Below are 27,000 nucleotides of genomic sequence, written 5' to 3'. Positions count from 1 at the left end.
TCATCGGGACGCCCCGTCCACGGCGCGGCGGAGGGTGCCCGAGGTGAGCTCATCGAGCACCAGCTGTTCGCTGCGGCTCTCCTCCAGCGACTGGCGCACCGCGTGCTTGTCTTCGAGCTTCTCCAGGCCGATCGAGGCCGCGCGCGCCGCGGAGAAGACCTCCTGCGCCAGGGCCGCCTCCTCGCGGCGGTTGGCGTCGAGCCGCGCCAGGTCGGCGAGCATGCTGTGCGAAGCGGCGCGCGAGGCCGCGATCGCCGCAAGGGTTGCCGGATCGACGGCTTCGCACGCTGCCTCGTCGAGGGCCGAGCGCAGCCCGCGCTGGCGGTCCGCGACGTCGGCCACGCGGTTGTTCGCCGCGGCAAGGTCGCCGGCGGCCCGGTCCTGTTCAAGGCGGCGCAGGCGCAGCAGCCCGGCGAGCCGGAAGTGGGCGGTCATGATGTCCTTCCGAGGGATTGGGCAAGGGAGGCAAGGCGGTTCCATGAATCGGCGGCCGTCGTCTGGTCCTGCATGCTCTGGCGGAGGAAGCCGTTGATCGCACCCTCGTTGGCGAGCGCCGCATCGACGAGGGGATTTCCACCGCTCTTGTACGCGCCGACGTCGATGAGGTCCTGGGCCTGCCGGCGGGCCGCGAGCACGCTGCGCAGGCTCTGTGCGAGCGCGGTGTACTCGGGCGGATTCACCTTTGAGGCGACGCGGGAGATCGACCCCAGCACATCGATCGAGGGGAAGTGCCCGGCCACGGCGAGCCGGCGGTCGAGCACGATGTGCCCGTCGAGGATGGAGCGGGCGGCGTCGGCGATCGGCTCGTTGTGGTCGTCGCCGTCAACCAGGACCGTGTACAGGCCGGTCACCGAACCGGCGGCGTCGGTTCCTGCGCGTTCGAGCAGGCGGGACAGGAGCGAGAATGTCGAGGGCGGGTACCCGCGGGTGGCGGGAGGCTCCCCGACGGAAAGCCCGATCTCGCGCTGGGCCATTGCCACGCGGGTCAGTGAGTCCATCATGAGCACGACGTCGGCCCCCCGGTCGCGGAAGGATTCCGCGATGCGGGTCGCGGTGAAGGCGGCGCGCAGGCGCATCAGGGCCGGTTCGTCGGAGGTGGCGATCACGACGACGGAACGCGCCAGCCCCTCCGGGCCGAGGTCGTCCTCGAGGAATTCGCGTACTTCGCGTCCGCGCTCGCCGACGAGGGCGATCACCGAGACTTCGGCGTCCGTGCCGCGGGCGATCATTGAGAGCAAGGAGGACTTGCCCACGCCGGATCCCGCGAAGAGTCCCATGCGCTGGCCCCGTCCGACTGTGGCAAGCGTGTCGACGGCACGCACTCCGGTGGTGAGGGTTTCGCTGATGCGCGCCCGGTCCATCGCGTTCGGAGATTCCCTGTCGAGGGTGACGTATCCGTCGGCGTCGAGGGGGCCCTTGCCGTCGAGGGGGCGTCCCAGCCCGTCGAGCACCCTGCCAAAGAGCCCGAAACCGGTGGGGACGAGCATCGAACTCTCAAACGCCCGCGCGGGCAGGCCGACGGCGAGGCCGCTCGAGGGGCCCAGCGGCATGCAGCGCAGGCGCGGTCCTTCGGCCGCGACGACCTCAGCGAGCACCTTCCCCGATTTCTCCCCGACCGTCACGAGGTCGCCGACCGCGCAGGAAAGGCCCGACACCTCAAGGCCCAGGCCGACGACGGCGGAGACGGTTCCGACCTGCTGGGGGGCTCCGGCCCGGCAGGCGGCCGTAAACCGGTCGCTGCGGGGACGCCAGGTGGTGCTCATGATGCTGATCCGAGGAGCGCGGAACGGACCCGTGCGAGGGCTGTGGAGATGCGGGCGTCGAGGAAGCCGTGGGCGTATTCGGCAACCGCGTCGCCCGGCGCGAGGGCTGGGTCGGAGACGAAGCGCACGTCGGCGCGGGCCGCGTCGGAGCCGCTGAGCACGGCAAGGTCCTCGGGGTTGAGGCGCACAGTGTGCACGGCGTGCGGCAGTGCGCCGTCAAGGGCGCGGGCCACAACCGAGCGCGCCGAATTCGCGGTGTCGGCCAGCTCGTATCCGAGCACCGCCTCGGCCAGTTCGAGTGAGGCGGCGGCGAGGGCATCCTCGACCGACTCGAGAACGGGCACGGCGCAGCGGGTGAGGGCGACGGCCGCCGTGTTGAGGATCTTCGCGGCGTGGTCGGTCCGGGCGGCTGCCGCACGGGCTTCGGCGGAATGTTGCTCGGCCCGCGCCGCCTGCTCGGCGGCTGCCTGCCGGGCGGCGTCCCGCAGCCCCGCGGCGTAGCCGGCGGCGTGCCCGCGAACGCGGCTTTCCTCCTCAAGCCGTTCGCGTTCCGGATCAGGGAACGACGGGTAGAGAAACGGCGCGAACGCCTCATTGGGGGACAGCGCCCGGTCAGTAGACAAGGTCGTCATCCTCTCCGCGGCGCACGGTGATCGAACCTTCCGCCTCGAGGGCGCGGATGGCGCGCACGATGTCGGCGCGGGCCTCCTCGACCTGGGAACTGCGTACCGGGCCGGTGCCGCTCATCTCCGCCTGCAGCATTTCCTTGTTGCGCTCGGAGACGTTCTTCTGGATGGTGTCGATCACCGCGGCGGGCGCGCCGCGCATGGCCAAGGCCAGGAGGGCCGGGTCGACCCCGCGCAGGATGGCCTGGATGTCGCGCCGCTCCAGCTTCACGATGTCAGCGAACGTGAGCATCCTCGAACGCACCTCTTCGGCCAGTTCGGGGTCGCGTTCCTCGAGCTCCTGGAGCAGGGACTTCTCGATTGCGATGTCGGAGCGGTTGATGATGTCAACGAGGGGCTGGATGCCACCGACCGCCTCGAAGGTCCGCCGCGGGGCGATGATCGCGCCGGCGCGGAGCTTGAGGACGTCGGCCACGATGGTGAGGGCCTCCGGCGAGGCCGCGCCCATGGTGGCCAGGCACTGGGCGACGTCGGCGCGCTGGGTCTCGTTCAGCCCCGCCATGACCGCCGATGCGATCTCCGGGCGCAGGTGGGCGAGGACGAGGGCGATGGTCTGGGGCAGTTCGCCGTCGAGGATTCCCAGCAGCTGCCCGGCCTCGGCGTTGGCGAGGAACTCGAAGGACTTCCCGGCCATCGTCGAAGCCATGCGCGTCATGAGGCCCGCGGCCTTCTCGTGCCCGAACGAGGCCTGGAGCAGCCCTGCGGCAAGATCGCGTCCGCCGCGCGCCGGGCGTTTGCCCTGCACCGTGGCTTCGTGGAAGTCCAGCAGGATCCGCTCGGCGGTGTCGGGGTGCACCGAGCGCAGCTTCACGATCTCCGAGGCGACGTCCTCGGCCTCGGATTCGGTGAAGTGCTGCATCACCTGCACGGCGCGCTCCTGCGACATCTGCATCAGGATCACCGCCGCCTTCTGCACCCCCGTCAGCGCGGTCTCGGTGTCGCTCACACCGGCACCTTTTCATCCATGAGGTCACGCAGGTGGTCGGCGGTCTTCTTGGGATCCCGGCCCGCGAGGGACTCGATCTCGGTGCGGGCGAGTTCGGCCGCCAGCGCCGCCGGCGCCGGGGCCGGGGCGGAGGGAAGCTCAAGGTTGATCGCCGACGTCGACGGCGAGGGGTCGATCGGGGTGACCGGCGGGAGGTCGAGCTCGTACGGTGCCGGCAGTTCGGTCTCGCCGAGGTCGATCAGTTCGCGGCTCTGGCGGCGGTTGCGCACGGCGAAGATCACGGCCAGGGCGAGGACCACCAGCACGGCGCCGGTGACGATCGCACCGGTGCGCAGCAGTTCGGCCCTGCGTTCCTCCGCCGCTGCCTCCTGCGCCGCGGCGATCGCCGCAGCGGCTTCCTCCGCACCGGCGTTGTTGAAGGGAAGGACCTCAACCGCCACCGCATCCCCGCGGTCGGCGTTGATGCCTGCAGCCGTGTTCACGAGCCCCGTGAGGGCGGGCAGGTCGAGGCCGCGGGCCGCTTCGGCGTCAAGGGCAACCGACACCGTCTGGCGGGTAAGGGCGCCGGCCGGAATCGCCGTCGTCTCGGTGACCTTGTTGAGCGCGTTGTTGCGGGTTGTCGACTCGGAGTCGAAGGTTCCGTCACCGTTGCCGCCGTCGGGCACTGCGATATTGTCCGGGCCCAGCACTCCGGCCGCGCCTCCGCCCGAACCGGTGTAGGTCTCGGTGGTTGTCGCCTCGTTCAGGGCAGGGGCGTCCTCGGGGCTGGTGAAGGTCTCCTCGAGGCGTTCGCCGGATTCGTAGTTCATGTCCGCGGCGACGGCGACCGTGGCGTTGCCCGGCCCCACAACGCGGTCGAGCATTTTCTGCACGGCGCCGGCGACGCGCTGTTCGTATTTCGAGGCCTGCTTGTCGGCGGATCCGGTGGCGCCGACTCCCACGGCCGAAAGGACGGTGCCCTTCGAGTCGATGACCGCGACGTTCTCGGCCTTCATTCCCTCAAGGGAGGCCGAGGTGAGGTGGACGATTGCCTGCACCTGGTCGTCGCCGAGTTCGGCGGTGTTCTTGGTCTCAACGAAGACCGACGCGGTGGGGTCGGCCTTCTCCTTGCTGAACACCGTCGCTTCGGGGATCGCCAGCTGCACCGAGGCCGTCTTGACCCCGTCCATCGACTGGATGGTCTTGGCCAGCTCCCCCTCGAGGGCGCGCTTGTAGGTCACCGACTGCTGGAATTCCGAGGAGGTCACACCCATCTCGTCAAGGAGCGTGTAGCCGCCGGAGGACTCGGAGGGAAGCCCGGCGGAGGCCGCCTTGAGCCGCTGGTCGTAGACGTTCGCTTCGGGGACGAGGATCGTCGACCCTCCGCCGGTCAGTTCGTAGGGAACGCCGTCGGTGCGCAGCTGCTCGACGATGGTGCTCGCATCTTCGGGCTGGAGGCCGGAGAACAGGGGAGTGTAGGCGGGCTTGGACAGCCAGGAGGTGAGCAGCACCGAACCGAGCACGAGGACGGCGACCCCGATGAGCGCGAGGGTCTTCTGCGCGGGGCTGAAGGCGCCGACGGCGCCGGTGAGCCGCGAGAGCTTGACCGGGATCCGTGTGGCCATCAGGCCTGCATCCTCATGATCTCGTTGAACGCGTCAATGCCCTTGTTGCGCACCGTGGCAACCACCTCGAGGGAGACAGCGGCCCGCGTCGAGGCGATCGTCGCGTCGTGGATGTCGTCGAGGTTGCCGGTGGCCGCCTTGAGGGAAAGCGCGTCGGAGGCGCCGGAGAGGGCCTGGACGTTGTCGACGGCGGCGGTGAGGACCGTCGCGAACGAGGAACCGTCGGTCTCCCGGACCCCGGCCGATGCTGGGAGGTAGGAGGTGGCGAGGGTGCCCTGGACGGGGCTAAGGGGAGCGACGGGCATTAGGACTTTCCAATCTGCAATGCGGCTTCGTAGGTTGTCTTGGCCCGGTCGACGACGGCGGCGTTCGCCTCGTAGCCGCGCTGCGCCATGATCAGCATCGACATCTGCTCGGACATGTCGATGTCGGGGTACCTGACATACCCTTCTTCGTCGGCCAGGGGGTGGTTCGGTTCGTGGACCATGCGCCCTTCGGCGTCGCCCCATTCGGCGCCCCGAACGAAGACACCGCCGACGCCGGAACCCTCCTGGGCAACGACGTACCGCGCCTGGAAGGCGGCGCCGTCGGTGCTGGTTGCCGTGTTGATGTTGGCGAGGTTGTCGGAGACGGCGTCAAGCCACTTCCGGTGAACGGTCAGCGAGCTGCCGGCAATACCGATCGCGTCGAATGTCATCAGTGGGTCCTCAGTGCTGTCCGGACACCGTTGAAGGTGCCTTCGACGGCGCGGGCCGCGAACTGGTAGCGCAGCACGGTGTCGATGTTGGAGAGGGTTTCGGTGTCGAGGTTCACGTTGTTGCCGTTGAGCTTCGTCGGCTCCAGGGACCGCTCCACAACGGGCGCGGCAACCCCGTCGCCTGCCTGCACGGAGCGCGCCAGCGCATCCTCGAAGAGCACGCGCTTGGAGGTGTAGCCGGGCGTGTTCACGTTGGCGATGTTGCTCGCGATCGCCTTCTGGCGCAGGGCGAGGGAATCAAGGGCACTGGCAAGCCCTAGGGAGGTAACGGATTCGAACACGGCAGCCTGCCTTGATGCGTTGGGTGCTGGCCTCATCACGGCCCGGATGGGGGAGCGAAGACCGCTCACCAATACCTATCGGCGTCTGCTGCGGATTGGTAAGGAAACTACACGAAAAAATCCGGTTTCCGACCGGGCACCACGCACCGGCGCCCGGAACCCTGACGCTGGACGGCGCCGCCGGTCCCTGACACCCTTGGAAATGTGGCAAACGAGGACGACGTGCGGCGCAAGTGCCTTTCCCTGCCGGGAGTCACCGAACGGTCGAGCTGGAACCAGCCGGCCTGGTTCGCGCGCACCCTGATCGCCCGGAAGTGGACCGACGGCGTGCTGACGGTGAAGACGCAGGAACGCGATGCGCTGCTCGCGGCCGATCCGGACACGTACTACATCACGCCGCATCACCGGCGTTCACCCGAACTGGTCCTGGTCCGCCTCGACCGCGTTGACGTCGTGGAACTGGAGGAGCTCCTCGAGGAGTCCTACCGGATCGGGGGAGGCAGGCCCTCCTGATCCGGTGCCCGGCGCCATCGTGCGGGCCTGCCTCCGCCGTTTCCGAGCCGGACCGCTCCCCGCGGGTGGCGGACGCGGACTGTGGAGGGCGCTAGAGCGTGACGTCGAGGAGGCCCGGCCGGGGTTCACCCGGCGGGACGGCATCGAGTGCTTCGAGGTGGCGGGCGGTCTCGGCCCGGGCCGTGACCAGCCGTGCGGCGGCCCGGAGCTGGGCCCGGTGGAGCTCGGCGGCGTGCCCGGCCAGGTCCGCCGGCACCGGACCGAGGCCGGCGGGTGGATGCCAGTGCCGCAGCTCCGGTTCCGGGGCGCCTGGGTCGTCGAGCGCACGCTCGACTTCGATCACTGCGTCCTCAAGGGCGGCCAGCGCCATCATCCACGCTGCACGCCCCGAAACGGCCGGCTCAGGCGACACCGAGGCTCCCGGCCGCGCGGCCGGCGGCGCCCTGGGCTGGAAGGGATGCAAGGGCCTCGTGCCAGGCCTCGCGCAGCGGCTCGAGCAGGGAAATGCATTCACGGGTGGCGTTGATGTCGCGGTAGATGTTCGCTGACATGAGCGCGTTCGAGACGTACGTGTAGAGCCCGAACAGGTTCTCGGCGCCGTCCCATGCGTCCTTCTTCAGCGACGAGGCAAGCTCGGCGATGATTTCCTGCGCGTGGATCAGCTGCGCCGAGGCACCCTGCCAGTTTTCCGCCGCCTGCGCCTGTTCGGCCCGGGCGAGGTCGAGCAGGAGCCGGTCATAGAGCATGGTGAGCAGCCGCGCGGGTGTCGCGGAGAGGACCGACTCCCGCAGGTACTTCCGGCGCTGGTCGGTCGAGGTGTTCATCATCATTTCTTTCCGTCACTTCCCTGGGTCGGCAGTGAGGCGAGCTGGGCGTTGAGCCAGCTGGACTGGGCGTCCATCGCCTGCATCGCCACTTCGAGTGCCGCGTACGTGCTCTTCAGCCGCGCCTCGCGCGAGGCGAGCCGGATGTCCCAGTTCGCCACCTGGTCGTTGAGATCCCGGACCTGCCCTTCACCGCTGCTGATCTTCGAAGCGATAAGCCCGCCGTACTTGTCCGACGCCGGTTTCCCCGCCGCTTCGAGACGCGCACCGATGGTCTTCACCGCAGCGTCAACGGCTGCGGGGTCCTTCGCCAGGGCCGCCTTGAACTTGGCCGCGTCGAACTCCATGGTGCCGTTCTTGGTGATGCTGATTCCGTACTCCGACGGAGAGATGCCGGCGATGGGGGCCGAGGCCGCGGTGAGCAGGCTCTGTCCGATGCTCCGGACCGCGCTGTCGGTGGTGAAGACCCCGAGGGTGGTGATGGGTTTGCCGTTCGCGTCGGGCGTGGTCGATGTCTTCTGCTTGCTGGTGATGTAGGCGAGCACATCGTTGAGGCCCTTGACCAGGGCCTCCGCCTTGGCCGCTATCCCGTCGGCGTCCTGGGCCACGCTGATCGTGACGGGGGTGGCCGAGACCGCCGCAACGGTCACCGAGAGCCCGGTCTGGAGGTCCGCGAACGTGTTGGTGCCCGAGGTGATCGACTGTTCCGCGGCGGTTCCTTTCCACAGGGTGATCTGCGCATCCTGGGCGGACTGGATCTGGGTGAAGGTCCCGGCGGTTCCCGAGAGCGTGAAGGCTCCGGCCGTGCCCGTGGTCTTCGACGTGAGCTGGAGCCGGTAGTTGCCGTCGCCGGTGGAGACCTTGACGGCGCTGACGTTGGCCGTTGAGGCGTTGACCGCCTTGACGACGTCGTCGAGGCTCGTTGACGCGGCGGTGACGGTGACTGCTGTGCCGTTGGCGCCGGTGATGGTCAGGGAGGTGTCGGGCCACTGGGTGACCGGCGCCGAGACCGAGCTCTGTTTCTGGGCGAGCCGATCGATCGTGAAGTCCACGGAGCCGGCGGCGGCGCCGGTTCCGGCGGTGGCCGTTGCCGCGGTCGAGGACGAGGTGGCGGCGAACAGGGCAAGGGCGCCCGGTTTCGCGGCGGCCCCGGATAGTGCGGAGAGGTCCGCGACCCTGGTGTTCAAGGCCTTCAGTGCGTCGACGGTGGCCTGGGTGCGCACCGACTTGTTGTAGAGGATGTTCTGCGGAATGCGTTCGATGTCCATCATGGCCTTGATGAGGGCCGTCGTATCCAGGCCGCTGGCCAGTCCGTCCAGTGAAAGTCCCACGAGTGTTTTCCTCCGAAGCGTCGATCTTAGGGATTGGGTGAAACGGGAACCGCCGGCGGCGGCACAGGCGGGCTGGGATGCCCCGCCCGGCTGCCACCGGCGGTTCCTTCACGAAGCAGTCGGTTTAGCCGAGGAGCTTCAGGACGCTCTGGGTTGACTGGTTCGCCTGGGCGAGCATCGAAACGCCGGCCTGGGAGAGGATGTTGGCCTTGGTGAACTTGACCATTTCCTCAGCCATGTCGGTGTCGCGGATGCGGGATTCGGCAGCGGCCAGGTTCTCCTTGGAGACCGCGAGGGACTTGCCCGCGGACTCGAGGCGGTTCTGGGAAGCACCCAGTTCCGAGCGCTGTGCCGAAACGGCGGCGATCGCCACGTCCAGTGCGGCGACGGTGGTCGTCGCGCCGGCCGAGGTGGCGACGTCGAACCCGGTTGCTCCGGCGACGCTGGAGAAGACCGGGCCGGCGCCGTTGATGCTGGCGTTCGCGTCGCCGAGGTTCACCGAGATGGTGTTGTCGGCAGCGCCGTCGGCACCGACCTGCAGGCTGATGACACCGGCAGTTCCAGCGGTACCGTCGAGGAGCTTGATGCCGTTGAAGTTGGTGGACGAGGTGATGCGGGCAAGTTCCTCGCCGAGGGCGTCGGCTTCGGTCTTGATCGCGGTGCGCGACGACGCGTTGTTCGAGTCGTTGCCGCCCTGGACAGCCAGGTCGCGCATACGGTGCAGGATCGAGTGGACCTCGGTCAGTGCGCCTTCAGCGGTCTGGATGACGGAGATGCCGTCCTGGGCGTTGCGCTGGGCAACCCCGAGGCCCGAGACCTGCGAGCGCAGGCCTTCGGAGATGGACAGGCCGGCAGCGTCGTCGGCAGCACGGTTGATGCGAAGGCCGCTGGAAAGCTTCTCCAGGGACTTGCTCAGGTCGTTCTGCGTGTTGGACAGGGCGCGGAACGCGTTGTTCGCGGCCGTATTGGTATTGATCTGCATACCCATGATGTTTTCCTCCGTGAAATGTGATCTTGCCGGGGGCCCATCCTTGGGCCCTCTGCACTTCACAGTCGGCACCTGCCCGGGGTTCGTTAGCTGATTGGAGAACTTTCTTAAAAAGTTTTGCCGGCGCCCACGCGTGCGGTCCGGACTGCTTACATCCTTTCCGGATCAACCGATAGTTCCTACGTAAGGTGCGGCAGCAGGAAGCGACCGCTTAGCCGATCTAGGAGAGTCTTAGGCACTATGGGTATCCAGGAGCTATCAGCCCAGCTCTGGCACGAACGCGAACTGCTTGAGCTTTTGACGTTCAAGCTGGAGGAGGAACAGCTTCTCCTCACCGCTGGGAAGTCGCGGTGGATTCAGCACGCCACCCGGGAAGTCGAGGGGGCCGTGGCCCTGCTGCGGGCCAGCGGGCTCGCACGTGACCTTCAGGTGGTGGCCGTGGCCGAAGAGTGGGGCGCCGGAGAAGGGGCAACCCTGCGCGACCTTGCCCTTGCCGCTCCCGAGGGACCCTGGGGGGACATCCTCATGAGGCACCTGATGGTCATGACGGAACAGGCCGAACGCATCAAGGAGCTCCGGGACGCAAACGGGCAGTTCCTCCGGGCCGCCGCCAGGTCAACCCAGGAAGCGCTCGCCGGGCACCGCGCCGAGGCGGGAACCTACGACGCCCGGGGCATGACCGCCCCTGCGGACGCTTCACGACTCTTCGACGCGAAATTGTGAGGACGGCACCGTGAGCAGCACTTTTGGAACGTTGAACACAGCACTGACCGGGCTGAATGCCGCGCGCCAGGGCACCGCCGTGACCGGCCAGAACATCGCGAACGCCGCCACCGCCGGATACACCAGGCAGCGGGTCACGACGTCGGCGGTGGGACCGCTGGCGCAGACGGGCATGTTCTCCTCGGGGGCAGGGCCCGGACAGGGAGTGAACGTCGATGGAATCCGCAGGCTCGGAGACGTCTTCCTCGACGCCAAGGTCCGGGCAACCTCCGCCGAGGCCGGCTTCACCGGCGCCCGCGTGGCCGCGCTGGACGGGCTCGAAAAGATCCTCCAGGAGCCCGGGAAGAACGGCACAGCGGCGGCGCTTTCGAAATTCTGGACGGCGTGGCAGGACGTGGCGAACAATCCCGGAGCTCCGGCCCCGTCGGGTGTCCTCCTCGAACAGGCCGCGGGTCTCGCCGCCAAGCTCGCCCACAGCTACGGCCAGGTCGAATCGCAGTGGGCGGCCGAGCGCGGGCAGCTCGATCTGCTCAGCAACGAAGTCAACACGGCGGCCGCGCAGGTGGCCGAACTCAACGCGCAGATCCGCTCCACGCTCAATGCCGGCGGCTCGGCGAACGAGCTGATCGACCAGCGGGACCAGCTGATCACCGTCATTGCCTCCCTTGTCGGAGGCACGGCCCGCGCCACGGGCGACGGCACCGTTGACGTCCTGATCGATGGAAGCGCCCTCGTCTCGGGGGACTCCTTCCGGCCTGTGAAGGTCACCGGCGCCTACCGGATGGGTGACGCCGCGGCCAGCCCTGTCCAGCTCGAATGGGCACACCGGCCCGGCGCCGCCATTGCCGGCGGCAAAATCGGCGGAATGCTCTCGGCCCTTGAATCCCCGAACGGGAAGGGCGCGGGCGGGGAAATCGCCGAGACAGCGGCCGCGTACAGCGCCCTGGCGGTGAAACTCGCCGACTCCGTCAACGCCGTCCATCGCGCCGGATCAACACCGGGCGGTGCCACCGGGACCGACTTCTTCAGCTTCGATCCGGCACTGCCTCCTGCGAAGGGTCTCAAGGTCATTCCCACCGATGCCGGCGGGATAGCCACGGGCCGTCCCGGTGCGGGCGGCCGCGACGGAAGCAACGCCGATGCGATCTCGCAGATCGGCGCTTCCGCGGACTCCCCAGACAAGCTGTGGGTCGGCTTCGTCACCGCTTTCGCGGTCACGGCCCGCACCGACACCCAGCGCGACAACCTTGCGGAGATCGCCGCGGCCTCCGCCTCGAGCCTCCAGCTGTCCCAGACCTCGGTCGATATCGATGAGGAAAGCGTCAGCCTGCTCACCTACCAGCACGCGTACCAGGCATCCTCACGGGTGATGACCGCGATCGACGAAATGCTCGACGTCCTCATCAACCGGACCGGACTCGTAGGAAGATAACCAGAAATGATCAGCCGCGTCACCAACCAGACAATGGCCACCACGGCCCAGCGCAACCTGCAGGCCAGCATGGCCCGCCGTGCGGAGGCACAGGAGCAGTCAATGACCCTCAAGAAGATCCGCCGTGCGTCCGACGACCCAATGGCCGCCGCGGACTCCATCCGCGTCGGCGCGGATCAGCAGGCGGCCAGCCAGTACACCCGCAACATCGACAACGGCAAGGGGTGGCTCACCGCACTGAACTCGGCACTGTCGAATACGACGAACATCCTCACCCGGGTGCGGCAGCTCACCATCCAGGGCGGCAACGACACCCTCTCGCCGGCGGCACGGAACTCGATCGCCCTCGAGATCGAGGGGCTCAAGGAGGACCTCCTGGGCCAGGCCAACTCCCGGTTCCTTGGACGCAGCATCTTCGCCGGCAACTCAGACGCCGACGGAGCGTTCACCGGCAGCCCGCCCACCTACACCGGCGCCCCGGGCAGTTCGGTGGAGCGGCGGGTGGCTGACGGGCAGACGATCCGCGTAGATTCGGACGGCTCGGCCGTCTTCGGCAGCGGGGCCGCCTCGGTGTTCACGCTGCTCGACGGCATCGCGGCGGACCTGAGGGCGGGGTCCAACACCTCCGCGCGGCTTGCGGCGGTCGAAGCACAGTTCAACAAGGTTGCCGCCGGCCACGCCGAGATCGGCGCCCGCCATGCGCGCCTGCTCAAGGCCGAGGACATGAACAAGGACCAGGTCGCCGCCCTCGAGGAACAGCGGACCGGGATCGAGGACCTTGATCTTGCGGAGATGATCATGAACCTCAAGGTCCAGGACATGAACTACCAGGGCGCCCTGAATGTCACGGCGAAGGTGCTTTCCCCCACGCTGATGGACTTCCTGCGGTGACCGCCGCCCTTACCTTCACCGCACCTCCACCGGGCTTCGAACCGCACGTCGACTTCGAACTCCGCACGATCGAGGGCGCCGACGGGCTCTACTCGCTCACCGCGGCACGTGACGCGGGGCTGCGGGTGTTCGTTGTCGACTCCTCCGTCTACCTGCCCGAGTACCTTCCGCGCCTGTCGGGGGAGATGCTTGAGGAGATCGGCGTGCTCTCCGAAGAGGAGGCGCAGGTGCTGGTGGTTGCCCGTCCCCGTCCGGACGCCGGGAACGGCCCCGGCACGACGGTCAACCTGCTCGCGCCCGTTGTGCTCAACAACGCCACGGGCCAGTGCTCCCAGGTCATCCTGAGCGACCAGAACTGGCCGCTGCAGGAAGAGCTTCGGCTCTAGGGAAGCTGCCCCCGCCCGGCCCCATCCGGGCCGGGGGCAGTACTCCCGCCGCTCAGGGGCGGAAAACGATACGGACCCGGGAACCGGCCGCCGCGCCGCTGACGAACACGTCAACATCGATGGGCTCAAGGAGTGCGTGGAAGCCCTCGCTGTCCGCCTCGTGGGCGAGCTGGGCGTCAACAACGCCGGTGCCGCCCGGCCGCTGGCCCTCGTGCCGGGAGCCGCGGCTTCCATAACCGGTGACCCCGACCGGCCGGGCGATCACAGCGGGGATATTGGCGGTGTACCGGTCAAGGGTGTACACCGCGGAACTCTGCTGTCCGGTTCGGGGGTCGCCATACTCAACGCGGACAGGGACGCGGATATTGTTCCGGTCGCGGTCGAAGTGGGTCTGCGGCCGGACTTCGACCACGCGCCCTGCGGTGCGCGTCCCCTGCGGCGCGGGTGGTGCAGGCCGACGGCGCCGCGTGCGCACGCGGGGAAGCACCAGGGCGAGGACGATGACTCCGGCTGCCGCGCCGGCACAGACGACAACTGCTTCAATGTTCACCCGGTTATCCTAGACGGCGGCAGGCAACCGCCGCCGCAGGCTTCGCTCGCGGGCAACCGGCCAGGACGGTATTCTGTGGGCGGTGATGCTGGAGCCCGCCGGAGCCGCAGCAGGTCCGACCTGCCGCCCGCCGGAGAATTCATCGATCCAGCGGAAGGCGGACCACCCATGACAGGCCCCGCAATCCCTCAGCGAAGCCGCCCCATCCCCGCCCTGCTGCTCGTCATTGCCGGTGGCGCCCTTGGCACCCTCGCGCGGTACGGGCTCGGAATGATAGTTCCGTCGCCCGGGGGGCTCCCGGTCCCCACCTTCCTGATCAACCTGAGCGGGGCGTTCCTGCTGGGCTGGCTGCTCGAAGCCCTCAGCCGCACGGGGCCCGACGACCGCGGGCCGCGGGCGCTCCGGCTCCTCGCCGGTACCGGGTTCCTCGGCGCATTCACCACCTACAGCGGGCTCGCGGGGGAGTCTCTCGCCCTGCTCGAGGCGGGACGGACGGGTGAAGCCGGCGCCTACCTCGCGGCAACGCTCTGCCTCGGACTACTCGCCAGCGCCGCTGGAATCCTTGCAGCGACACGCTTCAGCGGGCCGAAAGCCGAACCGCACGCCCAATCCGGGGCCCGGAACGCAGAGCCGACGGACCGGGAGGAGCGCCAATGATCGGCACCCTCGCGGCGCTCTCCGTCGCCGGCGGCCTCGGGGCCGCCGCCCGGTACGGCCTCAGCCTGCTGATCAGCAGCAGGTTTCCGCTGCAGGTCCCGCTGGCCACCATCGTGGTGAACCTCAGCGGCTGCCTGCTGCTGGGGTTCCTGACGGGTCTCGCGGCCGCTTCCGCCATCGCTCCGGCCGCGGTGCTCGTTGCCGGCACCGGCTTCCTTGGCGGCTATACCACCTTCAGCACGGCAAGCCTTGAAACTGTCGCGCTCCTCCGCGCGGGAAGGCATGCCACCGCGCTGCTCACCGGGGTGGGGACGATCCTCGGCGGCGTCGGAGCCGCCGCGGCGGGGCTGGGCCTGGCGTCGCTGATGTGAGCCGTGGCGGATCAGCCGCTCCGGGAGGCGGTGCCCGCCGAGCGGCTCTTGAGGACGTCCGCCCGGATATCCGCGGCGGTCGAGAGCAGTTCCCCGTGCGTCACCCCGTGGTCCGGCCCCCAGTACAGGCGCATGAGGTCGTCAAGGCGCCGGGCCAGCTCGTCGGGACTCGAGGTTGCCGCCGCAGGGCGGACCTCCCGCACGGCACGGGCAAGAGCGTCGCAGAGACTGAAGGACGAAACAGTTGTCATCAAATGCCTCCCGGCCGGCGGGGCCGCCGTAGCGAGTATTTACACCTGTCGAATGCCATAACTACTGCCTTCGAAACCGGCAGCAGCCCCGGACCGGTCGAACCACTACGCTAGGCAGCGCCGGCGCCCGAAACAACCGCTGTTCCCAATCTGTGACACGCCGCCCGGCAGCGTGACCTCAAAGTGATCGACTGATGCGCGCTCCCGACGGGTCCGCAGGGACCCCGCCGGCGGGACGGATTGCCTGCCCGGCCGCGCGGATGTGCTGCCATTAGTTGTTCTACAAGAGTGCGAAGTACCTTTAAGGGGTGCTGAAGACTGCGCTCAAGCCCCGCTGGATCGTGACGTTGATCCTCGCGATGGCGCTTGCCGCCGTCTTCGTGCTGCTCAGCCAATGGCAGTTTTCCTCCTCCCAGCAGCCGGCGCCCGCCGCGCCGAATTCGGCCGAGCCCGTGAGGGCGCTCACCGCCGTGCTGGAACCGGGCATGCAGCTCACTGCCGCCCAGGCCGACGCGCTTGTATCCGCGGAGGGGACCTTCGTTCCCGGAACCCGGGTCCTCGTGCAGGAGCGGATCCAGGACGGACGGACCGGCCTGTGGGTGGTTTCTGCTTTTGCCGTGGGGGAGCCGGCGGACGCCGAGCCCAGCCAGCCCAAGGGCAAGGACGCTGCGGTGATCCCGGTCGTCCTGGGATGGGTTCCAGACGCCGCCGCGGCGCAGGAGGTGCCCGAGTACACCGGCGCGGCGGTGATCACTGGCCGGCTGCTGCCGCCGGAGGCGCCGATGGCCGAGCGCGCACCCGCCGGCCAGGTGCCCACGCTCTCCACAGCCGAGTTGACGAACCTTTGGGACCGTGCGTCGTACGCGGCGTTCGTCGTACCCACAGCCACCGTGATCGACGGAGCCCCTGCGGCTGTCGAGCCCCCGCTTGAACGCGTGGTGGTGAAGCCGCAGCCGGCCCAGGCGCCGGTGAACTGGCTGAACATCTTCTACGCCATCGAATGGGCGGTCTTCGCAGGCTTCGCCTTCTTCCTGTGGTGGCGCCTCGTGGCCGATGACCACAGGCGGGCCCTTGAAGCAGCCGAAGACGCCCGGCTCGGCTCCGGCGAGGGAGACCCCGCTGCGGGCCCGGCCGCCGGCACCGGGGCAAGCGCCGAGACCACTACCGAGACCACTACCGAGACCAGTTCAACGACGGAAGCGACGACACGTGAGTGACGCACAGACGCCCCAGAAGACAACCCCCCGCCGCCGGTTCGGCGGGACCCACGCCCAGATCCGCTCCGCCTTGAACTTCTACAAGGCGATGGCCTACGCGACCGGTGTGATGCTGCTGCTTGTGGTGGTGGAGATGGTCGCCAAATACGGCATGGGCGCGGAAATCGTGGCCGGGGCGGGCTCCGGAATCCAGTTCCTCCCTGAAGCCGAAGCTGATGCCTCCGGCGGGGTCAACCTGTCGAAGGCAGTGCTGATCGTTCACGGCTGGCTCTATGTCGTCTACCTGATCGCCGACTTCAGGCTTTGGCAGTTCCTGCGGTGGCCCTTCAGCCGGTTCCTGCTCATCGCGCTTGGAGGCGTTGTGCCGCTGCTCTCCTTCGTGGTTGAGCGCCGTGTCCACCGCGAGGCCGAGGCGGACCTCGCGGAGCACCCCGAAGCGGCGCCGCAGCGCTGATCACGCCGCGGAGAGGGTGCCTGCGGATGTGCGGCGGGGGGCCCACCACGACTATTGTTGATTCGTGACTACCCCCACCCCCAGCACCGACCACCGCCCGGTTCTCGTCGTTGACTACGGTGCGCAGTACGCACAGTTGATCGCCCGCCGCGTGCGTGAAGCTGACGTCTACTCCGAAATCGTCCCCCACACGCTCAGCACCGAGCAGATCCTCGCCAAGAACCCGGTGGCGATCATCCTCTCCGGAGGCCCCTCAAGCGTCTACGCCGACGACGCCCCGCAGGTGCAGGCCGACCTGTTCGAAGCGGGCGTTCCCGTGCTGGGCATCTGCTATGGATTTCAGGCCATGGCCGCCGCCCTCGGCGGAACCGTCGCGAAGACGGGCCTGCGCGAATACGGGTCCACCGATGTCGCAGCCGAAGGGGAGGCGCGTTCAATCCTCACCGGCACGCCCCAGCACCAGAACGCCTGGATGAGCCACGGCGACAGCGTGCAGGAAGCCCCCGACGGCTTCGAAGTGCTTGCCCGGACCGCCGGCGCCCCCGTCGCCGCCTTCGCCCACGAGAAAAAGGGCCTCTACGGAGTGCAGTGGCACCCCGAGGTGAAGCACTCCCAGCACGGCCAGCAGGTGCTCGAAAACTTCCTGTTCCAGGGTGCGCGCCTGCGCCGCAACTGGTCCACCGGTGACATCGTCGAGGAGCAGATCGAGCGCATCCGCGCACAGGTCGGCGACGCCCGCGTCATCTGCGGGCTCTCCGGCGGCGTCGACTCCGCCGTCGCCGCAGCCCTCGTCCAGCGGGCCGTCGGCGACCAGCTCACCTGCGTCTTCGTCGACCACGGCCTGCTGCGCGAGGGCGAGGCCGAACAGGTCGAACGCGACTTCGTTGCGGCGACGGGCGTCCGGCTCTACGTCGCCAACGAGCAGGAACGCTTCCTGAGCGCCCTGGCCGGGGTCTCCGATCCGGAAACCAAGCGCAAGATCATCGGCAGGGAATTCATCCGCGCCTTCGAGGAGGCCGAACGGGCAATCATCGCCGAAGCCGAGGCACACGGGGAGAAGATCCGGTTCCTGGTCCAGGGCACCCTCTACCCCGACGTCGTCGAGTCCGGCGGCGGCGAGGGAGCGGCGAACATCAAGAGCCACCACAACGTCGGCGGGCTCCCCGAGGACCTGCAGTTCGAACTCGTCGAGCCCCTGCGGGAACTCTTCAAGGACGAGGTGCGCGCCGTTGGCGCGCAGCTTGGACTCCCGGCGGAAATCGTCGGGCGCCAGCCCTTCCCGGGCCCCGGACTGGGGATCCGGATCGTCGGTGACATCACCGCCGAGCGCCTCGAGCTGCTGCGCCGGGCCGACGCCATCGCCCGCGCCGAGCTCACCGCCGCAGGCCTCGACAACGAGGTGTGGCAGATGCCGGTCGTTCTGCTCGCTGACGTCCGCAGTGTCGGCGTCCAGGGCGACGGGCGCACCTACGGCCACCCGATCGTCCTGCGCCCGGTCTCCAGCGAAGACGCGATGACCGCCGACTGGTCCCGGCTGCCTTACGACCTGCTGGCCCGGATCTCCAACCGGATCACCAACGAAGTGGACGGGGTGAACCGGGTGGTGCTCGACGTCACGAGCAAGCCGCCGGGAACCATCGAGTGGGAATAGGCGCGTCCCGCGGGGGCGCGCCGATGGGGCGAGTTCGCGGTTGCCGCGTTGCTATGCGGCAGGCTGCGCTCTCCGTCGGATAGCTTGGAAGACATGCCAATCTGGTCAAGATCAGTTCGTGATGATGCAGGGAAGAGGACAGTCGTGCCAGAGCAGGACCCCGGGGACTCGGCTGAGGATTTCCTTCTGCCCTGGCTGAGCTCGCTTGGTCCCCAGGCCACCGGCGATACGCTGCTGCATTTCCGCCCGTCGGCCGGGACGAGCATCGATCTGACCCACGCCCACCCCTCGGGGCTGGCGCAGCTGCTCGCCGGACGCCGCACCCGGCTCTCCACCCTGCTGCGCGACCCCGTGCAGTACAACGCCGCGAAGGCGGCGGCCCGGGCGCTGCGCGCGAAGATTTTCGAACTGGGAACCGAGCGCGGCATCGACGTCGGACACCTCGCGGCCGGAACGGCGTCCTGGCGCACCGTCGACGATTCCGGGCGGTCCGAAACCCTCAACGCTCCGGTGCTGCTGACGGGGATGTCCCTCACCGTCCACGCCTCGCAGGATGACTACGACCTCCAGCTGACCGAGCAGGCCCGGATCAACCCCGCCCTCGTGCGCCACTTCCGCCAGATCCAGGGCATCACCATCGACCCGGCCGGCCTCGCCCGGCTCGCCTACGGCACCGCGCGGTTCGACCCGCACCCCGTGCTTGACCGCCTGCGGCACCTCAGCGAGGGCGTTCGCGGCATCTCCGTGGAACACCGCATTCTCGTGTCGACGTTCGCGGACCTCGCGGACATCGCCGAGGACGAGGCGGTCCGCCCTGACCACCCCGTGCTGTCGGCCCTGATGTCGGCTGCCCGCAGCGGCAGCTACCAGGTCCAGGAACCGGAAACCGACTTTCCGGCCATCGACGAGCGCAACCCGCAGGACGAACTGCTGGTGCTCGACGCCGACTCCGCCCAGCAGGAGGTCCTCGACCTCCTCGGCGGCGGGCACTCCCTCGCCGTGGCGACACCGCCGGGCACCGGCCAGACCCAGACCGCCCTCAACGCCACTGCGCTGCTCGCCCACAAGGGCAAGAGCGTGCTCATTGCCGCGGAGCGGCGGGGAACCCTCAACGAGTTCGTACAGGACCTCGAGGCCCTCGACCTGGGCTCGCTCGTACTTCAGCTGAACGGCCAGGTGAGCGCGGAGCAGCTCAAGGACAGCGTGATCCGTGCCATCGTCCGCAACGAGAAGGCCTCGCGGCCGGTACTTGAAAGCGTTCACCGCACCCTGGCCGGGCACCGGCACACGCTGCTTGAGCACGTGCGCTCCCTTCACAATGTCCGCAGCCGGTGGGGGTGCTCGCCCTACCAGGCGATGCAGTCGCTGGCCGGGCTCACCGCCCTCGAACCGGCGCCCTCGACCACGGTGCGCCTGAAGCGCAGCGTGCTCGACAGCATCCCCGACCGCACCGAGCTCACCGGCAGGCTGCGGCGGGCCGCCGCCCTGGGCAGCTTCAGCCAGGCGGCGACGCAGAGCCCCTGGTACGGGGCGCAGCTCCTGAACCGCAAGGAAACCGAACACGCCCACGCCCTGGCCGTTGACCTCGCGCGCGACATCCCGGTGCTGCGCGGAAAGGTGCTGCGGGTCGCCGAGCACTCGCACATCACCCTCGGCAGGACGTTCCGCGAGTGGGGCGAGCAGCTCGAACTGCTCGTGGCCGTGCGGGCCAGCCTCGACAAGTTCACGCCCGACATCTTCGACCGTCCGGTCACCGACCTCATCTCCGCGACCGCGCCGTCGGCCTGGCGCAAGGAGCGGGCCATCGAGATGAGCTCGATGACCCGCTCTCGGCTGCGCCGCGTCGCCAAGGAATACGTGCGTCCCGGGGTCCACATCTCGGATCTCCACACCTCGCTGGTCGAGGTCCAGGAACAGCGGACCCTCTGGACGCGGTACGCGACCACCGAGCGCCACCCCTCCGTTCCCACCGGTCTCGCCGAAATCGACAGCTTCTACAGGGGCGTCGAGGCGCGCCTTGAAGAACTGACGGCGATTCTCCGGACGACGCAGGGCAGCCCCGACCTTCCCGGGTGCGAGCTTGACGACCTGGAACAGCGCCTTGCCGCCCTTGCCGCGGACCGGGAGACGCTCGAGACGCTTCCGGAGCGGACACTGCTTCTCGATGAGATGCGCGAGCACGGGCTCGGGGAACTGCTCGACGACCTCGCGCGCCGCGAAGTCGAAGCCGACCATGTCGGTGCCGAACTCGAACTTGCGTGGTGGCAGTCGGCGCTTGAGGCAATGATCAGCGGCGACGATTACCTGGCCATGTCCGACGGCAACAGCCTGCGCCGCCTCGAAGCCGAGTACCGGCTTGCCGACACCGCGCACGTCTCCTCCGGCGCCGCCCGGCTCCGCTGGGCCCTCGCCGAGCGGTGGCGCACCGCGATCGCCGAGCATCCCGCCGATTCGGAGCAGCTGCGCTCCCACCTTCGCGAAAACACGCTGACGCTTGCCAATTTCAGCGCGCTGCACCCCGACCTGGTCACGGCGCTGCTCCCGGTATGGGCAGTGAGCCCGCTGATGGCGCCGATGATTCTTCCCCGCGGCACCGAGTTCGATGCCGTACTGCTCCTTGACGGCGAATCCGTTTCCCTCCAGAGCGCGGTCCCGGCCCTGGCCAGGGCCCGCCAGACCGCGGTGTTTGGCGACGAGCGGGTTGCCGCGCCCACCGGATTCAGCATCGAAATCGAGGGCCCGGACCGGGCCCGCGCCGAGGCGGAGCCGCTGCTCAGCGCCTACTCGGCGCTGCGGGACGTGCTTCCGGAGCGCACCCTCACCGAGGTGTACCGGGGTGTTGACCGGTCGCTTGGCGAGTACCTGAGCACCTCCTTCTACGGGGGACGCCTCTCGCGGCTGCCCGAGGCTTCGGAAGTCTCCGGCGCGGAGCGCGGGCTGATCGTTGAATACCTGCCCGACGGCACCGGCATGCCCACCTCCGACTCCGAGGGCGTGGAGAGCGTCTCGGCGGAGGTCAACCGGGTCGTGGACCTCGTCTTCGAGCACATCCGACGCCGCCCGAGCTACTCCCTCGCTGTCGTCACGACCACCGCGAGGCACGCGGCGCGTGTAGGGGAGGCAATCCGGCTCCAGATGGCGAACTTCCCGTGGGCCAACGACTTCTTCACCCCGGGACGCGAATCCTTTAGGGTGGTTCCGGTCGAACGAGCCGCCGGACTCGTCCGTGACGACGTCATCTTCTCCCTCGGGTTCGGGCGCACACCGCACGGGCGTGCACTCCATAACTTCGGGCCGCTCTCCGGGCCGGACGGCCGCAGGAAGTTCGTCCTGGCGATGACGCGGGCGCGGCGCCGAATTCACGTGCTGTCCTGCTTCAACCCTGCCGACCTCGACGCCGAGCGCCTCACCGCCGGAGCGGCGGACTTCTACGAACTGCTCACCCGCGAACTGGGCGGCGCGGTTCCGGTGCGGGCCGGGGAACGCCCGGCCGCGAACGCCGACCCGCTGGTGGCCGACCTCGTGGACCGGCTCCGCTCCCGGGGGGCAGAGGTCTGGGACCACTACGACGGCGTGCTCGACATCGCAGCCGCCCGGCCTTTCGCGGGAGCCGACGAGGCGGTCGCACCGCTGGCTATCGAGTCCGACGGCACCGCCCGGTATGGCGCGCGGACGGTCAGGGAGCGCAGCAGGCTCCGCCCCCAGCAGCTTGAGCGCCTGGGCTGGCGGTACATGCCGCTGTGGACGATCGAGGTTTTCACCGACCCTGAAGGCTGCGCGGACCGGGCGGCAAGCCACCTTGGACTGGTTGAGCCCGAGCCGCGGGATCAACCCCGGACGCGAAAGGATGCCGTACGGATGCGGAAGAACGAGTCCGTCCCCGCCAGGGACGCACAACCCGACAAGGACGCGGCCGCTGCGGGCCGGGGCGCCGCCCTGCCGAAGACCGCCGCCGAGGACGATCCCCGCTCGTGGGGGGATGCCGAGGAGAACAGCGACGCGTGGCTGAAGGAACAGCGTCCTCCGCACTGGGGGTAGCCCGTTGACGGGCCGCCGGTCAGCGTCCCGTCAGGATCAGATGCACCCGGCCGCCGCCCGAGGACCCGGCGAGTGCGGCGGCCTCGCCGGGCCGCGCCGCGAGAACCACAAGGCCCGTCTCCGCCGGTGCGCCCGGCCACCCGCGGCCTGACTCGCCCGCCGAGGTCCAGAGCACCGGAAGCCCCGACGCGAGAACGCTGGTTTCGGTGCTGCCTTCGTAGCCGGGGTCGCTGCTCACCACCACGTCAACCCGCATGCCTGGCGCCAGCAACTGCACCGTCGCCGGATCGGCCGGACGGACCGGCACCGCAACGCTTCCGGGCGGAGCGCCGGCCAAAAGGCCCGGTCCCACAAGGAACGTCTCGGCGAGCACATCGCCGGCGCGCAGGGGAGTGGCAAGCTGCTTGCCCTCCGCTGCGGCGGTGTCGATGAGCGCCGTTTGCGGCAACGCATCCCTGGGCAGGCGGCGCACCGTCAGGTGGGATTTTGTGAGCACTGTGCCAACCGGCAGGTCCTCGGCCGCCGCAACGACCGGTGCGGCCGCAACGGTCCGCGGCGCGAGCGATTCAATGCCCACTCCAACAGCGGCGCACACAAGCAGTGCCGCGAGCATCCTCCGATGGCGCAGCACCATCCGGCGCAGGCCCAGGGGACGCGCAGGGCCGTGCGGGCGGGAGGCTGGGACCATGGACCGAGGCTAGCCCGGGGGTAGCACGGCAGGAGGCCGAACGGCGCTATGTGGATAACAGCGCTGTGAACAAAGGCGCTGCATGAGCGGCAGTGCCGTGCGATCCGCCGCCCTGCGTGAGCAACGGCCCCGGGATGGGACGGGTTGTGCGGACAGCGAGCTGTGGGGAGAGCCGCTGGCTGTCCCGGTGCTAGGAGGCGGCGCGGCCCGTGCTGGCCGGTGATGAGGAGCTCGAACCCGACCCGGCGGCCGCGCGGGTGGCGGGTGACTTGGCTGGCTTGGCCTGACCTGCCGCAGGGGCGGAGGCAGCCCCCTGCTTGTCCTTCGCGCCATCGGTCTTGCCTGCTCCGGCGTCGGCCGCTGCAGCAGGCTTTCCAACGGGCTCAACCGAGCTCTTGGCGTCCCGTGAATCGTTACGGTAGAAACCGGAGCCCTTGAACACAACGCCTACACTGCTGAACTTCTTGCGGAGCACTCCGGAACATGCAGGACACACGGTGAGCGAGTCATCGGAAAAGGACTGCTGGATATCGAAGGCGTGGCCGCAATCTTTGCAGGCGTATGCGTATGTAGGCATAAGGAATTCTCCTGGACAAACCGTCGGTGGTGCGCCGGCCCAGTGGGCGGCAGATTAGCACTCTAAGGCGCTGAGTGCTAAGTCTACACCGGATCCGGAGGCGTCCCGAGCTCGTGGTACCCGGCCGGGGTGAATGCCGCGGGCAGCGCCACGTCCAGTTCGCCAACGGCAAAACTCCCCGGCGGTACGAGCTCCTGGGAATACACAATGCCCGCCACCGGCACGTCCGGGCGGAGGGAGGCGAGGTCGGCGAGGAAGCGGTCGTAGTAGCCGCCGCCCTGGCCGAGCCGGTTGCCCGCCGTATCAAGGGCCTGGGCCGGGGCGAGCACGAACCGCAGGCCGGGTAGTTCCGGCAGGCGCCGGCGGGGGCCCACCGGCTCGAGCACGGGAGCCCTGGGTGAGCGCGCCAGTTCGACGCCGGGGGTCCACTCCGCCCAGCTCAGCTGGTATTCGGGCTCGCACACCGGCACGACCACGGTGTAGCCGCGGGCGGACAATGCGCCGAGCAGTTCCCGTGTCGACGGTTCGGGCGGAACGCTCAGGTAGGCGGCGATCATCGGGGATTCCCGCTGCGCGGCGGCGCCTTCCGGAGCCATCCGGTCCTCCGGAAGTACTTCGGCGAGGCGCCCGAGTACTGATTCCGTGATGCGCGATGCTGCCTGTTCGCGTTCCGCGGCGCCGAGGCTGCCGCGCTGAGCCCTGAAGTAGGACCGCGCAGCCTGCTTTGAGGGCACCGGCCCTTGGGGTTCCATTTCTCCATTGTGCACGGAGCTAATGACTTAACTTGCCTCTTCTGTAGTGTGGATGCATGACTTCGCGACCCAAAGTGAACAAGGCCGTTATTCCAGCCGCCGGTCTCGGCACCCGGTTCCTGCCGGCAACCAAGGCCATGCCCAAGGAAATGCTGCCGGTGGTCGACAAGCCCGCCATCCAGTACGTCGTCCAGGAGGCGGTTGATGCAGGCCTCACCGACGTCCTGATGATCACCGGGCGCAACAAGCGGGCCCTCGAAGACCATTTCGACCGGGTCCCGTTCATTGAGCAGACCCTTGAGGACAAGGGCGAGTTCGAAAAGCTTGCGGCAGTGCGCCTGCCCTCGGAGCTGTGCGACATCCACTACCTGCGCCAGGGCGACCCCAAGGGCCTGGGGCATGCGGTGCTGCGGGCGAAGCAACACGTCGGCAACGAACCCTTCGCGGTCCTGCTCGGCGACGACCTCATCGACGAACGCGACCCGCTGCTCGAAACCATGATCGAAACCCAGGCGAAGACCGGTGGATCGGTCATCGCCCTGATCGAAGTCGAGCGCGAACAGATCAGCTCCTACGGTTCGGCGGACATCACCGAAATCGAGGGTGAAGGCTATGTGCGGGTCAACCATCTCGTGGAGAAGCCCTCGCCGGACGAGGCGCCGTCCAACCTCGCGGTCATCGGCCGGTATGTGCTGCACCCGCGTGTTTTCGAGGTGCTCGAATCGACTGGGCCGGGCCGGGGCGGGGAAATCCAGCTCACCGACGCCCTCCAGACCCTTGCGGCCGCCGACGGTGAAGGATCGGGCGTGTACGGGGTTGTGTTCCGCGGGCGCCGGTACGACACCGGCGACAAGCTCAGCTACCTCAAGGCCGTCATGACCCTCGCCTCGGAGCGCGACGACCTCGGCCCCGACCTGCGGGCGTGGATGAAGGAATTCAGCGACGGAATGACGGACTAGCGCGTCAGTGATGGCAGGACGCGGGTGGCCGGTAACCCTGAGCAGCGGCAGCCTCACGCTGCGCCCCATCCGGCACCGGGACAAGAGCGAGTGGACGGCGGTCCGGCGGCGCAACAGCGAATGGCTGGCACCGTGGGAGGCCTCGAATCCCGAACCCGGGGGTTACCTGCCGTCGTTCCATGAGATGGTGCGCCTGCTCAACCGGCAGGCCCGCGCGGGCACGGCGCTGCCGTTCGTGCTGACCGAGCCGCCGGCGCCCGGGGCGCGGCCGGCGCTGGTGGGGCAGCTGACCGTCTCGAGCATCATCTGGGGATCCGCGATGAGTGCCACGCTCGGGTACTGGGTCGACTCCCGGCGCGCCGGTCACGGGCTGGCGCCGACCGCCGTGGCCCTGGCCACCGATTTCTGCTTCTGGGACCTCGGGCTGCACCGCATGGAGATCAATGTCCGGCCGGAAAACGCGCCAAGCCTGCGCGTCGTGGAAAAGCTCGGGTTCCGCGACGAAGGGCTCCGCCGGAGCTACCTTCACATCAACGGACACTGGGCCGACCACCGTAGTTTTGCCCTCACCGCGGACGAGGTTCCGGACGGGCTGCTCGAACCGTGGCTCGCCCGCCGCGGTGCTTCAGGCTGAGCCCGGGAAATTGGTGAGCCCGGCGCCGACACACCGCCGGGAATGCGGGGCAGGAACCCGCCCTTCTCCTACCGTTTGATGAGTGGACTTCTCTCTGAACAGCTCGGTGGTACTGGCGGTAATTGTCGGTCTCTGGCTGCTCTGGGTTGCTCCGTATTTCCTGAAAAAGGGAGCCCGGACCTCCGCGCCCTCCACCACACCCGTACCCTCGACAACCGGGGACCCTCAGCCCCAGGGGAGCACAATGGACAACACGGCCAGCGGCCACCACGGAAGCAAGCCAGCCAGCCGGACCGCTTCGACGCCGCGCGGCGCTGCTGCACCGCTGAAGGTGCGCTACGGCCGGCTCGCTGTCGCCCTGGTCGGCGCCGCCGCGCTCCTTGGCGCGCTTGTGGCCTTTGTGCTCTCGGCCTTCTCCCTCGTGCCCGGATGGTGGCCGGTTGCCGGGGTGCTTATAGCCGTCGCGTCGGTCGCGGTGCTGCGTTACCTTGCCGTGCGCGACCGCAGAACGCGGGTCAACCGGGCCTTCGCCGCAGCGATGTCCTCGCCTGCCGCGGAGTCAGCCTCCGCCTTCACGGTGAACGGCTCGACGGCCGTGGCCGCGGCCCGGGCGGCCGCTTCTTTGCCCGGCCGGTCGGCGCCGGTATTCGACGCCGAGCAGGCCGGCCCCGCCGGCGCTCCGGCAGGGGAGGCCGCGGCGCCTGAAACGGTGCTCACGGCAGCGGACCTGAAAGCGGCGGCCCTGGCCGTCGCCGCAGCGTCCGCCCCCGCGGCAAGCGGCAGCGACGCCGGAGGGACCGGTTCGTTCACCCATGGACCGCAGAGGGAGTGGGAACCCGTCAAGGTTCCCTTGCCCACCTACGTCGAGGCACCGAAGGCCGAGCGGACGGCGCCTGCGCCCCTTGAGCTTCCCGCCGAACCGAAGCCCACCGACAGGACCCCCATCAAGAACGCCGTCACGGTGAAGGCAACGGTCCGCGAGACCGCGCCGGAGGCCCCTGCCGCGGCGAAGATCAACCTCGATGCCGTCCTGCAGAGGCGCCGTGCCTGAACCTGCGGTGCCGCCCGGACCGCCC

At 68.9% G+C, this 27,000-nt stretch carries 31 protein-coding genes; 14 read left to right on the top strand and 17 right to left on the bottom strand.

The window, feature by feature from the left end; genetic code table 11:
• The 8 genes from AC4D2R_RS00280 to AC4D2R_RS00245 are packed head-to-tail and all read right to left on the bottom strand — an operon-like array spanning position 1 to position 6,037.
• Complete coding sequence (locus AC4D2R_RS00280; RefSeq protein WP_490936433.1) at positions 1-435, bottom strand: flagellar FliJ family protein; 435 nt, start codon at positions 433-435, stop codon at positions 1-3.
• Positions 432-1,763, bottom strand: coding sequence for a FliI/YscN family ATPase (locus tag AC4D2R_RS00275; RefSeq protein WP_490936431.1), 1,332 nt, complete (start codon positions 1,761-1,763; stop codon positions 432-434). The genes AC4D2R_RS00280 and AC4D2R_RS00275 overlap by 4 nt, the downstream gene beginning before the upstream one ends.
• Positions 1,760-2,386: a FliH/SctL family protein gene (locus AC4D2R_RS00270; RefSeq protein ID WP_490936429.1), complete on the bottom strand. Its 627-nt coding sequence runs from the start codon at positions 2,384-2,386 to the stop codon at positions 1,760-1,762. The genes AC4D2R_RS00275 and AC4D2R_RS00270 overlap by 4 nt, the downstream gene beginning before the upstream one ends.
• Positions 2,376-3,395 carry a flagellar motor switch protein FliG gene (fliG, locus tag AC4D2R_RS00265; RefSeq protein ID WP_490901407.1) on the bottom strand — a complete coding sequence of 340 codons (1,020 nt, stop codon included), beginning with the start codon at positions 3,393-3,395 and terminating at the stop codon, positions 2,376-2,378. Before fliG ends, AC4D2R_RS00270 begins: the two co-directional genes overlap by 11 nt.
• Complete coding sequence (gene fliF / locus AC4D2R_RS00260) at positions 3,392-4,999, bottom strand: flagellar basal-body MS-ring/collar protein FliF (protein ID WP_490936426.1); 1,608 nt, start codon at positions 4,997-4,999, stop codon at positions 3,392-3,394. Before fliF ends, fliG begins: the two co-directional genes overlap by 4 nt.
• Positions 4,999-5,304 (bottom strand): flagellar hook-basal body complex protein FliE, encoded by a 306-nt coding sequence (fliE, locus tag AC4D2R_RS00255; RefSeq protein WP_490901410.1) that lies wholly within the window; start codon positions 5,302-5,304, stop codon positions 4,999-5,001. Before fliE ends, fliF begins: the two co-directional genes overlap by 1 nt.
• Positions 5,304-5,696 carry a flagellar basal body rod protein FlgC gene (locus AC4D2R_RS00250; protein WP_490936424.1) on the bottom strand — a complete coding sequence of 131 codons (393 nt, stop codon included), beginning with the start codon at positions 5,694-5,696 and terminating at the stop codon, positions 5,304-5,306. Before AC4D2R_RS00250 ends, fliE begins: the two co-directional genes overlap by 1 nt.
• Complete coding sequence (locus AC4D2R_RS00245; protein WP_490936422.1) at positions 5,696-6,037, bottom strand: flagellar basal body rod protein FlgB; 342 nt, start codon at positions 6,035-6,037, stop codon at positions 5,696-5,698. Before AC4D2R_RS00245 ends, AC4D2R_RS00250 begins: the two co-directional genes overlap by 1 nt.
• Positions 6,038-6,241: 204 nt before the next feature.
• On the opposite strand from AC4D2R_RS00245, the gene AC4D2R_RS00240 reads away from it, so the two are divergent.
• The gene (locus AC4D2R_RS00240; RefSeq protein WP_490936420.1) at positions 6,242-6,550 is read left to right on the top strand and encodes an MmcQ/YjbR family DNA-binding protein; all 309 of its coding nucleotides are present in this window, start codon (positions 6,242-6,244) and stop codon (positions 6,548-6,550) included.
• Between the two features lie 91 nt (positions 6,551-6,641).
• Here the strand turns inward: AC4D2R_RS00240 and AC4D2R_RS00235 are convergent, their stop codons facing one another.
• The 4 genes from AC4D2R_RS00235 to AC4D2R_RS00220 all read right to left on the bottom strand — a co-directional run bounded on the left by AC4D2R_RS00235 (position 6,642) and on the right by AC4D2R_RS00220 (position 9,693).
• Positions 6,642-6,962, bottom strand: coding sequence for a hypothetical protein (locus AC4D2R_RS00235; protein ID WP_490936418.1), 321 nt, complete (start codon positions 6,960-6,962; stop codon positions 6,642-6,644).
• Complete coding sequence (gene fliS / locus AC4D2R_RS00230) at positions 6,952-7,374, bottom strand: flagellar export chaperone FliS (RefSeq protein ID WP_490936416.1); 423 nt, start codon at positions 7,372-7,374, stop codon at positions 6,952-6,954. Before fliS ends, AC4D2R_RS00235 begins: the two co-directional genes overlap by 11 nt.
• Positions 7,375-7,376: 2 nt before the next feature.
• Positions 7,377-8,705 carry a flagellar filament capping protein FliD gene (gene fliD / locus AC4D2R_RS00225; protein ID WP_490936414.1) on the bottom strand — a complete coding sequence of 443 codons (1,329 nt, stop codon included), beginning with the start codon at positions 8,703-8,705 and terminating at the stop codon, positions 7,377-7,379.
• Positions 8,706-8,829: 124 nt separating this feature from the next.
• Positions 8,830-9,693: a flagellin N-terminal helical domain-containing protein gene (locus AC4D2R_RS00220; RefSeq protein WP_201291322.1), complete on the bottom strand. Its 864-nt coding sequence runs from the start codon at positions 9,691-9,693 to the stop codon at positions 8,830-8,832.
• Between the two features lie 240 nt (positions 9,694-9,933).
• Here AC4D2R_RS00220 and AC4D2R_RS00215 point away from each other — a divergent pair, with 240 nt between their 5' ends.
• Genes AC4D2R_RS00215 through AC4D2R_RS00200 form a run of 4 tightly spaced genes read left to right on the top strand, consistent with a single transcriptional unit; the run spans position 9,934 to position 13,125 of the window.
• The gene (locus AC4D2R_RS00215) at positions 9,934-10,416 is read left to right on the top strand and encodes a flagellar protein FlgN (protein WP_490901421.1); all 483 of its coding nucleotides are present in this window, start codon (positions 9,934-9,936) and stop codon (positions 10,414-10,416) included.
• A 10-nt stretch (positions 10,417-10,426) separates the two neighbouring features.
• Positions 10,427-11,848: a flagellar hook-associated protein FlgK gene (gene flgK, locus AC4D2R_RS00210; protein WP_490936412.1), complete on the top strand. Its 1,422-nt coding sequence runs from the start codon at positions 10,427-10,429 to the stop codon at positions 11,846-11,848.
• 6 nt (positions 11,849-11,854) lie between these two features.
• A complete protein-coding gene (flgL, locus tag AC4D2R_RS00205) occupies positions 11,855-12,739 on the top strand; it encodes a flagellar hook-associated protein FlgL (RefSeq protein ID WP_490936410.1) in 885 nt (294 codons plus the stop codon).
• Positions 12,736-13,125 carry a flagellar assembly protein FliW gene (locus AC4D2R_RS00200; RefSeq protein ID WP_490901424.1) on the top strand — a complete coding sequence of 130 codons (390 nt, stop codon included), beginning with the start codon at positions 12,736-12,738 and terminating at the stop codon, positions 13,123-13,125. The genes flgL and AC4D2R_RS00200 overlap by 4 nt, the downstream gene beginning before the upstream one ends.
• 52 nt (positions 13,126-13,177) lie before the next feature.
• Here the strand turns inward: AC4D2R_RS00200 and AC4D2R_RS00195 are convergent, their stop codons facing one another.
• Positions 13,178-13,675: a hypothetical protein gene (locus AC4D2R_RS00195; RefSeq protein WP_490936408.1), complete on the bottom strand. Its 498-nt coding sequence runs from the start codon at positions 13,673-13,675 to the stop codon at positions 13,178-13,180.
• Between the two features lie 168 nt (positions 13,676-13,843).
• Between AC4D2R_RS00195 and AC4D2R_RS00190 the strand changes: the two genes are divergently transcribed.
• Positions 13,844-14,332, top strand: a complete 489-nt coding sequence (locus tag AC4D2R_RS00190; RefSeq protein WP_490936406.1) for a fluoride efflux transporter FluC — start codon at positions 13,844-13,846, stop codon at positions 14,330-14,332.
• Positions 14,329-14,703, top strand: a complete 375-nt coding sequence (gene crcB, locus AC4D2R_RS00185) for a fluoride efflux transporter CrcB (protein ID WP_490936404.1) — start codon at positions 14,329-14,331, stop codon at positions 14,701-14,703. The genes AC4D2R_RS00190 and crcB overlap by 4 nt, the downstream gene beginning before the upstream one ends.
• A gap of 11 nt (positions 14,704-14,714) precedes the next feature.
• Here the strand turns inward: crcB and AC4D2R_RS00180 are convergent, their stop codons facing one another.
• Positions 14,715-14,954, bottom strand: coding sequence for a hypothetical protein (locus tag AC4D2R_RS00180; protein WP_490936402.1), 240 nt, complete (start codon positions 14,952-14,954; stop codon positions 14,715-14,717).
• Positions 14,955-15,262: 308 nt separating this feature from the next.
• On the opposite strand from AC4D2R_RS00180, the gene AC4D2R_RS00175 reads away from it, so the two are divergent.
• The 4 genes from AC4D2R_RS00175 (at position 15,263) to AC4D2R_RS00160 (ending at position 22,314) form a co-directional block, all read left to right on the top strand.
• On the top strand, positions 15,263-16,171 hold the full coding sequence (locus AC4D2R_RS00175) for an SURF1 family protein (protein WP_490936400.1): 909 nt from the start codon (positions 15,263-15,265) through the stop codon (positions 16,169-16,171).
• Positions 16,164-16,625, top strand: coding sequence for a DUF3817 domain-containing protein (locus tag AC4D2R_RS00170; protein ID WP_490936398.1), 462 nt, complete (start codon positions 16,164-16,166; stop codon positions 16,623-16,625). The genes AC4D2R_RS00175 and AC4D2R_RS00170 overlap by 8 nt, the downstream gene beginning before the upstream one ends.
• 64 nt (positions 16,626-16,689) lie before the next feature.
• Positions 16,690-18,276, top strand: coding sequence for a glutamine-hydrolyzing GMP synthase (guaA, locus tag AC4D2R_RS00165; protein ID WP_490936396.1), 1,587 nt, complete (start codon positions 16,690-16,692; stop codon positions 18,274-18,276).
• Positions 18,277-18,369: 93 nt separating this feature from the next.
• On the top strand, positions 18,370-22,314 hold the full coding sequence (locus tag AC4D2R_RS00160) for a DUF4011 domain-containing protein (RefSeq protein ID WP_490936394.1): 3,945 nt from the start codon (positions 18,370-18,372) through the stop codon (positions 22,312-22,314).
• 19 nt (positions 22,315-22,333) lie between these two features.
• On the opposite strand, the gene cpaB is transcribed toward AC4D2R_RS00160, so the two are convergent.
• The 3 genes from cpaB to AC4D2R_RS00145 all read right to left on the bottom strand — a co-directional run bounded on the left by cpaB (position 22,334) and on the right by AC4D2R_RS00145 (position 24,331).
• Positions 22,334-23,002, bottom strand: coding sequence for a Flp pilus assembly protein CpaB (gene cpaB, locus AC4D2R_RS00155; protein ID WP_490936392.1), 669 nt, complete (start codon positions 23,000-23,002; stop codon positions 22,334-22,336).
• 190 nt (positions 23,003-23,192) lie between these two features.
• Positions 23,193-23,579 (bottom strand): FmdB family zinc ribbon protein, encoded by a 387-nt coding sequence (locus tag AC4D2R_RS00150; protein ID WP_490936390.1) that lies wholly within the window; start codon positions 23,577-23,579, stop codon positions 23,193-23,195.
• An 83-nt stretch (positions 23,580-23,662) separates the two neighbouring features.
• Positions 23,663-24,331: a 5-formyltetrahydrofolate cyclo-ligase gene (locus tag AC4D2R_RS00145; RefSeq protein ID WP_490936388.1), complete on the bottom strand. Its 669-nt coding sequence runs from the start codon at positions 24,329-24,331 to the stop codon at positions 23,663-23,665.
• Between the two features lie 56 nt (positions 24,332-24,387).
• Between AC4D2R_RS00145 and galU the strand changes: the two genes are divergently transcribed.
• From galU to AC4D2R_RS00130, 3 genes are all read left to right on the top strand, one after another.
• A complete protein-coding gene (gene galU, locus AC4D2R_RS00140) occupies positions 24,388-25,290 on the top strand; it encodes a UTP--glucose-1-phosphate uridylyltransferase GalU (RefSeq protein WP_490936386.1) in 903 nt (300 codons plus the stop codon).
• A gap of 10 nt (positions 25,291-25,300) precedes the next feature.
• Positions 25,301-25,924, top strand: a complete 624-nt coding sequence (locus AC4D2R_RS00135) for a GNAT family N-acetyltransferase (RefSeq protein ID WP_490936384.1) — start codon at positions 25,301-25,303, stop codon at positions 25,922-25,924.
• A gap of 82 nt (positions 25,925-26,006) precedes the next feature.
• The gene (locus AC4D2R_RS00130) at positions 26,007-26,975 is read left to right on the top strand and encodes a hypothetical protein (RefSeq protein ID WP_490936382.1); all 969 of its coding nucleotides are present in this window, start codon (positions 26,007-26,009) and stop codon (positions 26,973-26,975) included.
• The last annotated feature ends 25 nt before the right edge of the window (positions 26,976-27,000 follow it).

The sequence above is a fragment of the Arthrobacter sp. TJ-217 genome (assembly GCF_058269255.1).
This window is presented reverse-complemented; position numbering and strand designations above follow the sequence as displayed.